This window comes from Martelella mediterranea, from assembly GCF_004342225.1.
Classification (GTDB): domain Bacteria; phylum Pseudomonadota; class Alphaproteobacteria; order Rhizobiales; family Rhizobiaceae; genus Martelella; species Martelella mediterranea_B.
On the sequence record NZ_SMAR01000022.1, the window covers coordinates 30,230 to 44,743 of the forward strand.

Here is a 14,514-nt window from a genome sequence, read left to right on the forward strand (position 1 = left end):
GAGCGGTGGAGCGGGTTTGAATTTGAGGCGGCTTTACCGGTTCTTGTTCTTCTTGTCGAAACTGCGGGCCAGCATGTCACCGGCGCTCTGGATCGCCTGAACCAAAACAATCAATACCACCACAACGGCGAGCATGACGCCCGGCATGAAACGCTGATAGCCATAACGAATACCGATATCACCAAGGCCGCCACCGCCAACAGCACCCACCATGGCAGAATAGCCGATCAGGCTGACGATGGTCAGCGTGAATGCCAGTGTTATGGCTGGTTTCGATTCAGCCAGAAGAACCTTGATGACGATCTGCATCGGTGTGGCACCCATGGAGCGGGCAGCTTCGATCAGGCCCTTATCGACTTCGCGGATGGCGCTTTCCACGAGGCGTGCAAAAAACGGGATCGTCGCTATAGTGAGTGGCACAATGGCGGCCTGTGTGCCGATGGACGTGCCGGCAATCAGCCGTGTAAACGGAATGATCGCCACGACGAGAATAATGAAGGGCGTTGAGCGCGTGGCATTGACGATCAGGCCGACGATGCGGTTGAGCATCGGCGCTTCAAGGAGTTCGCCCTTGCCGCTTGTCGCCAGAAAGATACCGATCGGCAGGCCGAGGATGGTTCCGATGAGGCCGGAAACAACGACCATCTGCAACGTCTGCAGCGTGCCTTTGGTCAGAAGAGAGATGAGCATATCAGGCGACATAGCCGACGACCTCCGCGTTCAGACCGGTCTTGGAGAAGAATTGCTGCGCATTTGCCATCACTTCAGGATCAGCGGAATATGCGACATAAAGCGTGCCGTAAGGCTCGCCTGCAATCTCATCGACCGTCCCGGCAATGATGTTGACCGGGCTGCCCAGCACCGTCATCAGGCGGGAGACCAGAGGCTGATCGGCTGTCTCTCCGAAAAAGCGAAGACGAATCAATGCATTGCAGCCGGGTTGCGGTTCAGGGATGACCTGCCGGCCGATCCAGTCCGGCAGGCTGCCGCCGGGAAGCGCTGCCAGCATGGAGCGGGTGGTTTCGTGCTGCGGCGCGGTGAACACATCAAAGGTGCGACCGCTTTCGGCAATCTGCCCCTGGTCCATCACCGCAACGCGGGAGGTAACGGCCTTGACCACCTCCATTTCGTGCGTGATCAGAAGCACGGTCAGGCCGAGGTCGCGGTTAATCGTCTTCAGCAGGCTCAAGATCTGCTGCGTGGTTTCAGGGTCAAGTGCCGAGGTTGCCTCATCTGAAAGCAGCAGTTTGGGTTTCGAGGCCAGCGCACGGGCAATGCCGACGCGCTGTTTCTGGCCGCCCGACAACTGAGCCGGATAGTGCCGGGTCCGCTCCGAAAGGCCAACCAGATCAATCAGCGGTTCAATACGCTTCTTGATATCCTGCTTCGACATGCCTGCGATTTCCAGCGGCATGGCGATATTGTCATAGACTGTGCGTGAAGACAGAAGGTTGAAGTGCTGGAAGATCATCCCGATTGAACGGCGAACCGAGCGAAGGGCGACTTCATCGAGGCCCGATACGTCCGTTCCATCCACGATCACCCGGCCGGAGCTTGGCTTTTCAAGGCCGTTTACAAGCCGCACCAGTGTTGATTTACCAGCACCGGAGCGGCCGATAATTCCTGTGATCGCACCGGCAGGCACGCTGTAGCTGACATCATCAAGCGCGTTGAATGAACGCCCGCCGGTTTCCCGGCTGTTGAAGGTCTTGGTCACATTTTCAAAGCTGACCATCGGCGGCGCTTGATCGGCGCTCTGCCCTTCGGCCAGACCGGATACGTTCTCTGCCATCAGTTTCTCTTCTGTTACGCCGGAAGGCAGGCAATCTGTCCTGCCGGAAACCGGGTGGAAAAGGCTGGCATTCCGTTAGCACTCCCCCCACGTTGTTTTCAAACAAAAATACGCAAACAGAGCGTTTCGTTGCTGGCGAGACTGGTACCGCCGCGTTTTCAGCGCTCATCAGCGTACAGGGCAGGAGAGCCGCCTGCTGGCTTTGCCCGTTCTGGTGCGGTGCGAGAATGGAAAAATACGACGATCATTTTGCACACATAATGTCGACAAAAAGACGCGTGAGGCCTAAAGTGTTTGCGGACAGGCGAGCTGAAATGCTGTTGTTGATCCCCGTATTGTAAGGGGAGAAGGCACAGCATAGAGTGCTTTGGAAATCACCAGATCGCCAACAATGCACGATGGAGCCATTCTTGCAGGCAGCGCAAAAAAGCAAAGCGAAAACCCGCGGTTCGGGAACCCAGAAGGTGTTCGAAACACTGCGCAGCGAAATCCTGTCGATGGAGCTGGCACCCGGCAGCCCGCTGGATGAGGTCCGGCTTTCCGAACGTTTTGGCATGTCCCGAACGCCGGTGCGTGAAGCCCTGCTCAGGCTTTCCAGTGAAGGGCTTGTGACAACGCTGCCGAACCGGAACACCATCGTTTCGGCGATCAACTTTGCGGATTTGCCGAATTATTTCGATGCGCTGACCCTGATGTACCGCATCACCACACGCGGTGCGGCATCACATGGTGCATCGTCTTCGGCGCAGATGGATCGTATTCGTGCCTGTCAGGATGAATTCATTCGCGCGGTCGAAGCGCAGGATGCGTTTGCAATGATCGAGGCGAACCGCGAATTCCACGTCGCCATCGCAGAACTTGGCGGGAATACGTATTACACACGTTTCTTTGCCCGTCTTCTGGATGAAGGACGGCGGATTCTGAGGCTTTATTATTCCACTTTTGATGACCGTCTGCCACGCCAGTATGTCGATGAGCACGAGGAAATGATCACGACCATTGCGGAAGGCGATATCGAAAAGGCAGACCGGCTGGCCGTGGCACATGCTGCCCAGATTGTCCGGCAGATTCAGGATTATCTCGCGCGTGAAACCGCGCAGGCCATATCACTGCCGCTTTGACGACGGCAGAAGGCAGAACAGAACCGGGGAATGAAATGACGGAACCAGAAAAGGCCGATGCCGTTGTCATTGGTGGCGGGATCATCGGATGCATGACGGCGCGTTACCTCGACAATGCCGGGCGCAAAGTCACGCTTGTTGAGCGCGATGGCGTTGCTGCCGGCGCCAGTGCCGGGAACGCCGGCATTCTTGCTTTCCCGGAAATCGTGCCGATTCCGTCACCTGGCATCACGTGGAAGGCGCCCGGCTGGCTGCTGGATCCCTTGGGACCGCTGACAATCCGTCCTGGCCATGCGCCAAGGCTGGTCCCCTGGTTCTGGCATTTCTGGCGCGCCAGTTTCAAAAAGAACTTCGAGCGCGGCCTCAGTGTGCAGACAGAACTGATGCATCTGGCGATTTCCGAATATGAGCGGGTCCGTCAGGATCAGGCCCTTGCGCCTTTCGTCGTGAATACCGGAACGCTGGATATTTATGACAGTGCCGACAGTTTTGATGCAGCTGTCCCCGACTGGACAAGGAAGCGCAAGGCGGGCTTTAATTTTCACCGTGTCGGGCGGAAGGAGATCGACGAACTTCAGCCAGGGCTTGCTCCGCAATTCGAACATGCGATTTACAGCGAAAGCGGCCTTCAGATCTCCGATCCCGCTGGTTTCACCCGCGCCATTGCCGAGCTTTTGCGCATGGACGGTATGACGATAAAACCGGCTACGGCGGTGGCATTGGAACCGACCGAGGCAGGTGCGCGCATTCGCTTCGAAGATGGTACATCGCTGGAGGCATCGACGGTTGTCGTCGCCTGCGGTGCGTGGTCGAAAAAACTGGCGGAAAGTCTCGGCGAGGCCGTGCCGCTTGATACCGAACGCGGCTACAACACCACCTTGCCACGCAGTGCCTTTGGCATTGAGCGGCAGCTCTATTTCAACGACCATTCCTTTGTCGTCACGCCTTTGAAGAATGGCATTCGTGTTGGCGGCGCCGTGGAGTTTGGCGGGCTGGATCTTCCTGCGAACTTCAAGCGCTCGGAAATGCTACTCAAACTCGCCAGCCGCTTCCTGCCGGGTCTCAGCACCGAAGGTGGCGAGCAGTGGATGGGGTTCCGTCCGTCCATGCCGGATTGCCTGCCCGTGATTGACCGTTCAAAGGCTGCGCCGAATGTCATTTATGCTTTCGGACATGGCCATCTCGGGCTGACCCAGTCGGCGGCGACCGGAAGGCTCGTTACCGAACTCGCACAACAGAAGGCGCCTTCCATCAGCCTTGAAAATCTCCGTTTTGACCGTTTCAGCTGATCAGATGTGACGGCATGCACCGTTTCCGTCCCAGGCAGGCGTGAGAACCTCGGCGTTCAGATACTATTCTGTCGACAAACTGGCGACAATAATGCTAGAGAGTTTGACAGAATACAGACACGATGCTGTGTCTAGTCGATGTAAGAGAGGCGGTAGTGATGACAATGAGCCAACGTCCGGCACCCATATCCGAAGAAGAACGCCAGCTGCGCCTGAAGCGACTGCGTGCAGCCATGCAGCAGGCCGGGGCGGATGCTGTGCTTCTGGGGTCGACCACAAGTCTTGTCTATTTTACCGGTTTGCACTGGCATCCGAGCGAGCGCCTTGTCGGTGCGCTTGTGACCGCCGACAACCTGACATACATCACGCCTGCCTTTGAAGTTTCAAAGATCGAGACGCTTGAAAGGCTGGATGGCGACATGGCAGGCTGGCATGAGCACGAAGATCCCGCCGCACTGGTGGCCAGGCTTTTAGGCGCAGGTAAAAAACTGGCGCTGGATGATGCGCTGCCCTTCTTTATTTATTCGGCGCTGGCAAAGGTGATTGAGCCGCAAAACCTGATCGATGGCGGACCGGTGATTTCGGCTCTCCGGGCGGTGAAGACGCCTGCGGAAATTGCACTGATGCAGTACGCAATGAACGCGACCCTTGAAGTGCACAAGCGCGTTCATGCAATGATTGAACCGGGTGTCCGAGCCTCGGAGGTGGTTGGCTTCATTGATGAGGCGCATCATGCGCTGGTCGGGTCCGGCAGCACTTTTGCGATCTGCTCCTTCGGTTCGGCGACATCGCTGCCGCATGGCGTGGATTACGACCAGACCTATAGCGAGGGCGATATCATTCTGGTGGATACCGGCACCAATGTGGATGGCTATCAGTCAGATATGACCCGAACCTATGTGAAGGCAGAACCAACGGGCGCGTTCGCGCGCATCTGGTCGATCGAACGCGCCGCGCAGCAGGCTGTTTTCAATGCGGCGAAAATTGGTGCAGAGGCCGAAAGTCTCGATGCTGCAGCCCGCACCGTGATTGCAGAACGGGGCCTTGGGCCGGATTACAATTTGCCGGGCCTTCCCCATCGCGCCGGCCATGGTCTTGGCATGGATATGCACGAGGCGCCGTTCATCGTTCGCGGAAACATGATGAAGCTGCAGCCGGGCATGTGCTTTTCCAGTGAGCCGATGATTGTCGTGCCCGAGAAATTCGGTGTCCGTCTGGAAGATATCATTCATATGGGTGAAGACGGGCCGATCTGGTTCACGCAGCCGGGCAAGAGCCCGACTGAACCCTTTGCCTGAACGGCACCTTGAAGTTTGCCGTTGGCGGGTTAGGCTGGCCCGCCGCGCTGATCAGTTGCGGACATTTCCGCACGATATCTGAATTTGTCTTTCACTGGTGTTGAGGACCATAAAGAACATGCGCAGCACATTCTTCTGTATAGATGGCCATACGGCAGGAAACCCGGTTCGGCTGGTGGCCGGTGGTGCGCCGCTTCTGGCAGGCGCTTCCATGTCGGAGCGCCGTCAGGACTTCCTGAACCGCTTCGACTGGATCCGCACCGGACTTTGTTTCGAGCCGCGCGGTCACGATATGATGTCCGGCGGTTTCCTCTATCCGCCGACACGCGCCGATACTGATGCCGGCATCCTCTATATTGAAACCAGCGGCTGCCTGCCCATGTGTGGCCACGGCACCATCGGGATTGTGACCTTTGCGCTTGAAAACGGGCTTATCCGGCCAAAAGCACCGGGGCACCTTAAGCTCGAAGTGCCCGCAGGGCTGATTTCCATCGACTACAAGCAGGAAGGCCAGCGCGTGACGGCGGTGAAGATCACCAATGTCCCCGCCTATCTGGCTGAAACGGGTATCGAAATTGAAGTGCCGGATTTCGGGCCGCTGACCGTCGATGTGTCCTATGGCGGCAATTACTACGCTATCATCGAGCCGCAGGGGGCTTATACGGGTCTTGATGATCTGGGGGCCTCGCGCATCATTGATCTTTCGAACGCGGTGCGTGCGCTTGTGCGGGAAAAGTTCACGCCGGTTCACCCGCTGGATGAAACGATCACAGGCGTTTCGCATGTGATGTGGACCGATGCCCCGAAATATGGTGGCAACGGGCGCAACGCCGTATTTTACGGTGACAAGGCCATTGACCGTTCACCCTGCGGAACAGGCACATCGGCGCGCATGGCGCATCTTCATGCAAAAGGCAGGCTCGCGAAGGGTGATGCCTTTGTGCACGAAAGCTATATCGGCAGCACGTTTACCGGATGTGTGGAAGAGGAAACGAAACTCGGCGATCTAGACGCCATCATCCCTTCCATCGAAGGTTCAGCAATTTCGACCGGGTTCAATACCATTTTCATTGATGATGAAGACCTGTTCTGGGAAGGCTTTCAGGTGCGCTGAAGGCGCTGCAGTGCCAGACAATCACAACCGCAGGGAGACGGTATGGCTGAAGAATTCGTGCAGATTTCCACAGGTGAGGCTTTGACGCTGGGCAAGAGTCTGCTTGAAAAAGCCGGCTACTCTGAGGACCATGCGCGCACCATCACCGAATGTGTTGTTCGCGCGCAGATGGATGAGTGCCACTCGCATGGGCTTTACCGGCTGATCAGCTGCTGTGAACTGATCGAGCGCGGCAAGGTTGATCCTTCTGCTGTCCCCTCTGTCGAGGATCGCGCTCCGGCGATTGTGCGTGTGGATTCGAAACGCGGCGTTTCGCTTGCCGGGTTCGAGGCGGGCCTGCCAAAGCTTGCGGAAAAGGCAAAAGCCAGCGGCATTGCAGCGATGGCGATCAACAATTGCTTTCATTTCTCCGCGCTCTGGCCCGAGGTCGAGGCCATTTCCGATCATGGCCTTGTCGGTATTGCGATGACTGTCAGCCACGCCTGGGTCGCCCCCGCCGGTGGCACAAAGCCGGTTTTTGGTACCAATCCCTTTGCCTTCGGCTGGCCGCGCCCGGACAAGCATCCCTTTGTGTTCGACTTTGCGACGTCGGCAATCGCGCGCGGCGATATCGAATTGCACCGGCGCGCGGGAACACCGCTGCCCGAAGGCACGGCGATTGATGCAGAAGGCAAGCCCACGACAGATCCCGAAGCCGCTGTCGGTGGTGCAATGCTCACCTTTGGCGGGCACAAGGGCTCTGCCCTTTCCGCCATGATCGAGCTTCTGGCCGGTCCGCTGATCGGCGATATGATGAGCGCTGAATCGATGGCTTTCGATGATGGCGCCAGGGTGACCCCGCTGCACGGTGAACTGATCATCGCGCTTGATCCGGAAAGCTTTCTCGGTCAGGCGACAGCCGTGAATCTGAAGCGCGGTGATGCTCTTTTTGATGCCATTGAAGCGCAGGTTGATGCCATTGAAGCGCAGGGCGCACGCGTGCCTTCTGCACGGCGCTATGTTGCGCGGGCGCGCAATGAAAAGTCCGGTACGATGCCGGTTAAACCGAATGTGCTTGAGGAACTCAAGGCACGGGCCAAGGCCCTTTGAACGAACTGAAACAGACGAGGAATCACCTATGACGATCACCGGCGAACTGTTCATCGGCAACAAGACCTTGAAAGGCGAAAATGGCACGCTGACAGCCATTGCTGCCGCGACCGGCGAAGCGCTGGAAGGTGCTTTTGGCGGGGCCTCTCAGGCCGATCTTGATGCCGCAGCGAAGCTGGCCTTTGAGGCTTTCTTTGTCTATCGCGACACGAAGCTTGAAGAGCGTGCTGCATTTCTGGAGAAGGCGGCTGAAAATATTCTTGCCGTTGGCGATGAGCTGATCGAGCGTGCCATGGCGGAAAGCGGCCTGCCACGTGGCCGCCTTGAGGGCGAGCGTATGCGCACTGTCAATCAGTTGCGTCTGTTCGCCCGCGTTGTGCGCGAAGGCAAATTTCAGGATCAGCGTTTTGATCCGGCAGATGGGGAGCGCACACCACCAAAGCCGGATCTGCGCTTGCGTAAGGTTGGTCTCGGACCGGTTGCTGTTTTTGGCGCATCAAACTTCCCGCTGGCGTTTTCCGTGGCCGGTGGCGATACTGCTTCGGCCCTGGCTGCTGGCTGCCCGGTGATCGTCAAGGCCCATCCGGCCCATCCCGGCACTTCGGAACTGGTTGCCCGCGCGCTGCAGAAGGCCGTGATCGATTGCGGTATGCCGGAAGGCACCTTCTCGATGCTGCATGATAGCGGATATGAAATCGGCGGCGCGCTGGTTGCCCATCCGCTGATCCGTGCGGTTGGCTTCACCGGTTCGCGCAAGGGCGGGCTGGCGCTGATGGATACTGCTGCCAAACGCGAAGTGCCGGTTCCGGTTTACGCGGAAATGAGCGCCATTAATCCGGTTCTGCTGTTCCCTGAGGCTTTGAAAGCACGGGGCGATAAGATTGGCGAGGCCTTCGCTGCATCGCTGACGCTGGGTGCCGGTCAGTTCTGCACCAATCCGGGTCTTATTCTGGCTGTTGAAGGTGAGGCACTTGAGGCTTTTACGGCCGGCGCCATTAAAGCGCTCAAGGCTATTCCGGCACAGACAATGCTGACGCCCGGCATTTGCAAGGCGTACCAGGATGGTGTTGCCAGACTGGTCAGCCACGATGATGTGAGCGAGCTGGCAGAAGGGCTGGAAGGTGATGCCTATCATGGCCAGGCAGCACTGTTTGAAACGACGGCGGCTTCCTTCCTCAAGGATAAAAGCCTGCATGACGAGGTCTTCGGTGGTGCGGGCCTGATCGTCAAATGTGCAGACCTGGCTGAGCTTGAAACGGTCGTTGATAGCCTCGAAGGGCAACTGACCGCCGCGCTCCACATTACAGAAGGCGATCATGCGGCAGCCAAAAAACTGATGCCGAAGCTTGAAATGCTGGCTGGCCGGCTTCTGGTCAACGGCTTCGGTACCGGTGTTGAAGTGTCTCCGGCCATGGTGCATGGCGGACCGTATCCGGCAACCTCGGATGCGCGGACAACCTCTGTTGGTACGATGGCGATTGACCGCTTCTTACGCCCTGTTTCCTATCAGGATATGCCGGTCGCTCTTCTACCGGAGGCGCTGCAGCGTTAACGGTCTCATAATTCAGCAGGCTTTTTTGGGGGCTCCGGTGGTCATATTGATCGCCGGAGCCTTTTTTATCGTTCCATGCCGGGCGCAATCTGGAAGCAGGCAGAGACGTAACGGCTTTCTCAACGCCGTTTTTTCCAAGGGCTCAAAAAGTGTTTCCGTCCAGGCGGTCTGGTGTCTTCAGGATTGGATTATGCCTCTTATTGCAATTAATTCGCAATTGCACTATGACGAAGACTGAAGCAGTCTTCATGCGATGGCGCATCAACAAGGAGAAGGTATGTTTGACAGGACGCGACGATCAATATTGTTTGCAACGGCAGTGCTTTCAGCAATCACGCTGACAGGGGGGCTTTCTGCAGCATCCGCGGCTGACAAGTTCAAGGCCGTGACCACCTTTACGGTGATCGCCGATATTGCCCAGAATGTTGCAGGCGACGCCGCCATTGTGGAATCGATCACCAAGCCGGGTGCGGAAATCCATAATTATGCGCCGACGCCGCGCGACATTCTGCGCGCGCAGGATGCCGATCTGATCCTGTGGAACGGGCTCAATCTGGAGCTCTGGTTCGAGAAATTCTTCCAGAACCTCGATGACGTTCCCAGTGTCGTCGTCTCTGACGGCGTGGAGCCGATGAGCATTGCCGACGGCCCCTATGAAGGCAAGCCGAACCCGCATGCCTGGATGTCGCCGACATCGGCGCTGATCTATGTCGACAATATCCGGGACGCCTTCGTCGAATACGACCCGGAAAACGCCGAGACCTACACGGCCAATGCCGAAACCTACAAACAGCAGATCATGGCTGTCGTCGATCCGATCCAGGCGGAAATCGATGCCGTTCCGGAAGACAAGCGCTGGCTGGTTTCAAGTGAAGGCGCGTTTTCCTATCTCGCCCGCGATTTCGGCCTGAAGGAGCTTTATCTCTGGCCGATCAATGCCGATCAGCAGGGCACGCCGCAACAGGTGCGCCATGTGATCGATGTCGTGCGCGAAAACGACATTCCGGTGGTCTTCTCCGAAAGCACGATCTCGCCGGCGCCTGCCCAGCAGGTCGCCCGCGAGACCGGCGCTGAATATGGCGGCGTGCTCTATGTGGATTCGCTGAGCGACCCGGACGGTGTGGTTCCAACCTATATTGACCTGCTGAAGGTGACATCGGACCGGGTCGCAAAGGGACTTGCGACCAATTCTTGAAGTGATAGGGCGTCCCGGCCATGCAAAGCCTTTCATTGTCAGGCCCCTGCCCTATCATTGACAACATTTGCAACCTCGCGTCTTGATGCGGGGTTGCCAGACGTTTCAAACCCAAAGGTATTGTCGGAATGAATAAACATGCGGACTGGCGCCCCGGTCGGACAGGGCAAGACGACAGGTCCGGGATTACGGTCCGCGCTGCGACCGTGACCTATCGAAACGGCCATACGGCGCTCAGCGATGCCAGTTTCACCATCCCGTCTGGCACGATTACGGCACTTGTCGGGGTCAATGGCGCGGGCAAGTCGACGATCTTCAAGGCCATCATGGGTTTTGTGCGGCTGGCAAAGGGCGAGATTTCCGTGCTCGACATGCCGGTCAATGCCGCGCTGAAGAAGAACCTCGTTGCCTATGTGCCGCAATCGGAAGAGGTCGACTGGAACTTTCCGGTTCTGGTGGAAGACGTCGTGATGATGGGCCGTTACGGCCATATGGGGCCGCTGCGCCGCGCGAAAAAGGCCGACCGCGAGGCTGTCGACAAGGCCCTTGCCCGCGTCAACATGACCGAGTTCCGCCATCGCCAGATCGGTGAACTGTCCGGCGGCCAGAAGAAGCGCGTATTTCTGGCCCGCGCGCTGGCGCAGGATGGCTGGGTCATTCTGCTGGACGAGCCGTTTACCGGCGTCGACGTCAAGACGGAGGACCAGATCATCGCGTTGTTGCGGGATCTGCGCGACGAAGGCCGGGTGATGCTGGTTTCGACCCATAATCTCGGTTCCGTGCCGGAATTCTGCGACCAGACCGTGCTGGTCAAGGGCACGGTGCTGGCCTACGGCCCGACGGCGGAGACCTTCACCGAGGCCAATCTGGAACAGGCCTTTGGCGGCGTATTGCGGCACTTCATGCTGAACAATGGCGCGAAGCACGAGCCGCCCAACCCGGTTGGCATTTTTTCCGACGACGAGCGCCCCCTGATCTTTCGTGATGGCGTTGCCCAGAAAAGGGACGAGGACGGCAAGGCGGAGGGCGAACGCTGATGTCCGTCATCTTCGAACCCTTCAGCTACGCTTACATGACCAACGCCATGTGGGTGTCCGCCCTTGTCGGCGGCGTCTGCGCCTTTCTCTCCTGTTTCCTGATGCTGAAGGGCTGGTCGCTGATCGGCGACGCGCTTTCGCACTCGATCGTGCCGGGCGTGGCCGGCGCGTTCATGCTGGGCCTGCCGTTCTCCATCGGCGCGTTTTTCTCCGGCGGTCTGGCCGCCGCTGCCATGCTGTTTCTCAACCAGCGCACCAAGCTGAAGGAAGACGCGATCATCGGGTTGATCTTTTCCTCCTTCTTCGGCCTTGGCCTGTTCATGGCGTCGGTGTCGCCGACATCGGTCAATATCCAGACCATCGTGCTGGGTAATATTCTGGCGATCACGCCGGAAGACACGTTGCAGCTGGCCATTATCGGCTTTGTGTCGCTCGCCATCCTTCTTGTCAAATGGAAGGACATGATGGTGACCTTCTTCGATGAAAACCACGCCCGCTCGATCGGCTTGCGCCCGGGACTGCTGAAGGCGGTCTTCTTCACGCTTCTGGCCGCCTCCACCGTCGCCGCGCTTCAGACGGTCGGCGCCTTTCTGGTGATCTGCATGGTCGTCACCCCCGGCGCCACCGCCTATATGCTGACCGACCGCTTCCCGCGCCTTCTGATCCTCGCTGTCGCCATCGGCACGCTGACAAGCTTTTTCGGCGCCTATGCAAGCTATTTCCTCGATGGCGCGACCGGCGGCATCATCGTTGTGCTGCAGACGGCGATCTTCCTGGTTGCCTTCTTCTTCGCGCCCAAGCACGGGCTCCGCGCGGCGCGTGCCCGCGCCCGCCAAGCACTGGAGACAGGCCGATGAACCTGATCGATACACTTCTGATGCCGTTTCAGTTCGACTTCATGCTGCGCGCCCTGATCATCTCGACCGTGGTCGCCGTGCCGATGGCGCTCTTGTCCTGCTTTCTGGTGCTGAAAGGTTGGTCGCTGATGGGCGATGCGATCTCGCATGCCGTCTTTCCCGGCGTCGTCATCGCCTATATCGTCGGCTTTCCCTATGCCATCGGCGCCTTTGCCGCCGGCATGATCTGTGCACTGGCCACCGGCTATCTGACAGACAACAGCCGGATCAAGCAGGATACGGTGATGGGCATCGTCTTTGCCGGCATGTTCGGGCTTGGCCTCGTCATGTATGTGAAGATCCAGTCCTCGGTGCATCTCGACCATATTCTCTTCGGCGACATGCTCGGCGTGTCCTGGGGCGATATCGCTGAAACGGCGGCAATTTCGGTCCTTGTCGCCGCCGTGCTCGGCTTCAAATGGAAAGATTTTCTTCTACATGCCTTCGACCCTGCCCAGGCGCGGGCCGTCGGGCTTCGGGTCAACCTCCTGCATTACGGATTGCTGTGCATGATTTCGCTGACAGTCGTGGCGGCGCTCAAGGCCGTCGGTATCATTCTGGCAATTTCGATGATGATTGCACCCGGTGCCATCGCCTTCCTGCTGACACGGAATTTCGCCGCCATGCTGATCCTTTCAGTGGTCATCGCGGTCGCCTCATCCTTTCTCGGCATCTACCTGTCGTTCTTCATCGACAGCTCACCGGCGCCGACCATCGTGTTGCTGTTGTCTGCCGTCTTCGTTGCCGTTTTCCTTTATTCGACGCACCGTGCCGCACGTCGCGAAGCGGCGTGAGCAGGTCAGGGGCTGCCAAATGCTTTAGGGTGAAAAATAGGTGCGGACTTTTTCTGCGCTGTCTTGAACCCCCGGCGGCTTTGAATTAGAGCGGAACCAGCTTTTGCAGGACAGCTTCTTGTGTTTTTGCTGAAGGTGGCACGATTTTATCGAAGCAACGAAGCGGTTCCTGTTCTCAACAGAAGTTCAGACCTTTGCGGTTTTCCGGAATGATGTATTATCACTTTGAAAAATATTGATAAATTTCACTTTCGCTTAAAACATAAGCAGTGTGTGTGCTTGACACTCAATTAAGCACAGCCTAATTTTCGACCAGTTGGTCAAAGAGGGAACCTCCAGCAATGTCAGGAAAATTTAACGTTACGCGCCGTTCACTGCTCGCTTCGGGCATTGCTCTTGGCGTTGCTTCGCTTGCGCCGTTTGCCGCCGCGGCCGAGGAAAAGTTCAAGGTCGCCGCCATCCATGCTTCGCCGGTTGAGAATGCCTGGAACTCGGTCATGCATCAGGCGCTTCTGGAAGCGGCCGAGGACGGCGCGATCGAATATGTCTTCTCCGAAAGCGTTTCCGGAACGGATTATCCCCGCGCCATGCGCGAATATGCCGAGCAGGGCGTCGATCTGATCATCGGCGAATCCTATGCCGTTGAATCCGAAGCCCGCGAAGTGGCCGCCGATTATCCGGACGTGCCCTTCGTGATGGGGTCTTCCGGCGGTCCGTCGGGCGATAATTTCGGCGTTTTCGGCACCTGGAACCAGGACGGCGCCTATCTTGCTGGCATGCTGGCCGGCACGCTGACGGAAACCGACAAGGTCGGTTCGGTCGGTGCCATGCCGATCCCGGAAGTCAACATGCTGATCAATGCGTTTGCCGAAGGCGTGAAGGCGACCAACCCGGACGCTGAACATAACGTGACCTTCATCGGTACTTTCTTCGATCCGCCCAAGGCGCGTGAAGCCGGTCTTGCCCAGATCGATCAGGGCGCGGATATTCTGTTTGGCGAGCGCATTGGTACGGCCGATGCTGCGAAAGAACGCGGTATTCTCGCCGTCGGCTCGCTGATCGATTACACGCCGCGCTACCCTGATACCGTTTTTGCCAACGCATTGTGGGGCTTCCGCCCGATCCTCGATGCGGCCGTCGCCGATGCCGCTGCCGGTAATCCGGTCGGCAAGAATTACACGGCCTATGGCATGCTGAAGGAAGGCGGCAGCGATATCGCCTATGTCGAGGGCGTTGCCTCACCGGAAGCGGTTGAAGCCATGCTGAAGACCCGTCAGGCCATCATCGATGGCACGTTCGAGGTTCCGCGCAATATGGAAGAGCCGAAGTAAGGGGTA

Annotated in this window: 13 protein-coding genes; 11 read left to right on the forward strand and 2 right to left on the reverse strand. The window is 58.0% G+C overall.

From position 1 onward, the window contains the following. Nucleotides 1-33 precede the first annotated feature (33 nt). Together EDC90_RS13750 and EDC90_RS13755 are read right to left on the reverse strand one after the other, a co-directional pair. Complete coding sequence (locus EDC90_RS13750; protein WP_132312607.1) at nt 34-702, reverse strand: methionine ABC transporter permease; 669 nt, start codon at nt 700-702, stop codon at nt 34-36. After that, a complete protein-coding gene (locus EDC90_RS13755) occupies nt 692-1,792 on the reverse strand; it encodes a methionine ABC transporter ATP-binding protein (RefSeq protein ID WP_432420008.1) in 1,101 nt (366 codons plus the stop codon). The genes EDC90_RS13750 and EDC90_RS13755 overlap by 11 nt, the downstream gene beginning before the upstream one ends. A 410-nt stretch (nt 1,793-2,202) precedes the next feature. Between EDC90_RS13755 and EDC90_RS13760 the strand changes: the two genes are divergently transcribed. The 11 genes from EDC90_RS13760 (at nt 2,203) to EDC90_RS13810 (ending at nt 14,508) form a co-directional block, all read left to right on the forward strand. Further along, nucleotides 2,203-2,913, forward strand: a complete 711-nt coding sequence (locus EDC90_RS13760; RefSeq protein WP_245511056.1) for a GntR family transcriptional regulator — start codon at nt 2,203-2,205, stop codon at nt 2,911-2,913. A 35-nt stretch (nt 2,914-2,948) separates the two neighbouring features. Further along, the gene (locus EDC90_RS13765; protein WP_132312611.1) at nt 2,949-4,202 is read left to right on the forward strand and encodes an NAD(P)/FAD-dependent oxidoreductase; all 1,254 of its coding nucleotides are present in this window, start codon (nt 2,949-2,951) and stop codon (nt 4,200-4,202) included. A gap of 158 nt (nt 4,203-4,360) precedes the next feature. Beyond that, on the forward strand, nt 4,361-5,500 hold the full coding sequence (locus tag EDC90_RS13770) for a M24 family metallopeptidase (RefSeq protein ID WP_132312613.1): 1,140 nt from the start codon (nt 4,361-4,363) through the stop codon (nt 5,498-5,500). A gap of 118 nt (nt 5,501-5,618) precedes the next feature. Further along, the gene (locus tag EDC90_RS13775; protein WP_132312615.1) at nt 5,619-6,614 is read left to right on the forward strand and encodes a 4-hydroxyproline epimerase; all 996 of its coding nucleotides are present in this window, start codon (nt 5,619-5,621) and stop codon (nt 6,612-6,614) included. Between the two features lie 42 nt (nt 6,615-6,656). Beyond that, nucleotides 6,657-7,703, forward strand: coding sequence for an Ldh family oxidoreductase (locus EDC90_RS13780; protein ID WP_132312617.1), 1,047 nt, complete (start codon nt 6,657-6,659; stop codon nt 7,701-7,703). A gap of 28 nt (nt 7,704-7,731) precedes the next feature. Continuing rightward, nucleotides 7,732-9,255, forward strand: a complete 1,524-nt coding sequence (locus tag EDC90_RS13785) for an aldehyde dehydrogenase (NADP(+)) (protein WP_132312619.1) — start codon at nt 7,732-7,734, stop codon at nt 9,253-9,255. Between the two features lie 277 nt (nt 9,256-9,532). Then, nucleotides 9,533-10,450 (forward strand): metal ABC transporter substrate-binding protein, encoded by a 918-nt coding sequence (locus EDC90_RS13790; RefSeq protein WP_132312621.1) that lies wholly within the window; start codon nt 9,533-9,535, stop codon nt 10,448-10,450. Nucleotides 10,451-10,578: 128 nt separating this feature from the next. Then, the gene (locus EDC90_RS13795; RefSeq protein ID WP_132312623.1) at nt 10,579-11,487 is read left to right on the forward strand and encodes a manganese/iron ABC transporter ATP-binding protein; all 909 of its coding nucleotides are present in this window, start codon (nt 10,579-10,581) and stop codon (nt 11,485-11,487) included. Beyond that, the gene (locus EDC90_RS13800; RefSeq protein WP_132312625.1) at nt 11,487-12,344 is read left to right on the forward strand and encodes a metal ABC transporter permease; all 858 of its coding nucleotides are present in this window, start codon (nt 11,487-11,489) and stop codon (nt 12,342-12,344) included. Before EDC90_RS13795 ends, EDC90_RS13800 begins: the two co-directional genes overlap by 1 nt. Then, nucleotides 12,341-13,177, forward strand: a complete 837-nt coding sequence (locus EDC90_RS13805; protein ID WP_132312627.1) for a metal ABC transporter permease — start codon at nt 12,341-12,343, stop codon at nt 13,175-13,177. Before EDC90_RS13800 ends, EDC90_RS13805 begins: the two co-directional genes overlap by 4 nt. Nucleotides 13,178-13,518: 341 nt before the next feature. Next, nucleotides 13,519-14,508, forward strand: a complete 990-nt coding sequence (locus EDC90_RS13810; RefSeq protein ID WP_132312629.1) for a BMP family protein — start codon at nt 13,519-13,521, stop codon at nt 14,506-14,508. Nucleotides 14,509-14,514 lie beyond the last annotated feature (6 nt).

Bases quoted from the DNA above. Each gene is read 5' to 3' on its own strand.
- EDC90_RS13750 (WP_132312607.1), bottom strand. From the start codon at position 702: ATGTCGCCTGATATGCTCATCTCTCTTCTGACCAAAGGCACGCTGCAG.
- EDC90_RS13755 (WP_432420008.1), bottom strand. From the start codon at position 1,792: ATGGCAGAGAACGTATCCGGTCTGGCCGAAGGGCAGAGCGCCGATCAA.
- EDC90_RS13765 (WP_132312611.1), top strand. From the start codon at position 2,949: ATGACGGAACCAGAAAAGGCCGATGCCGTTGTCATTGGTGGCGGGATC.
- EDC90_RS13770 (WP_132312613.1), top strand. From the start codon at position 4,361: ATGACAATGAGCCAACGTCCGGCACCCATATCCGAAGAAGAACGCCAG.
- EDC90_RS13775 (WP_132312615.1), top strand. From the start codon at position 5,619: ATGCGCAGCACATTCTTCTGTATAGATGGCCATACGGCAGGAAACCCG.
- EDC90_RS13780 (WP_132312617.1), top strand. From the start codon at position 6,657: ATGGCTGAAGAATTCGTGCAGATTTCCACAGGTGAGGCTTTGACGCTG.
- EDC90_RS13785 (WP_132312619.1), top strand. From the start codon at position 7,732: ATGACGATCACCGGCGAACTGTTCATCGGCAACAAGACCTTGAAAGGC.
- EDC90_RS13790 (WP_132312621.1), top strand. From the start codon at position 9,533: ATGTTTGACAGGACGCGACGATCAATATTGTTTGCAACGGCAGTGCTT.
- EDC90_RS13795 (WP_132312623.1), top strand. From the start codon at position 10,579: ATGAATAAACATGCGGACTGGCGCCCCGGTCGGACAGGGCAAGACGAC.
- EDC90_RS13800 (WP_132312625.1), top strand. From the start codon at position 11,487: ATGTCCGTCATCTTCGAACCCTTCAGCTACGCTTACATGACCAACGCC.
- EDC90_RS13805 (WP_132312627.1), top strand. From the start codon at position 12,341: ATGAACCTGATCGATACACTTCTGATGCCGTTTCAGTTCGACTTCATG.
- EDC90_RS13810 (WP_132312629.1), top strand. From the start codon at position 13,519: ATGTCAGGAAAATTTAACGTTACGCGCCGTTCACTGCTCGCTTCGGGC.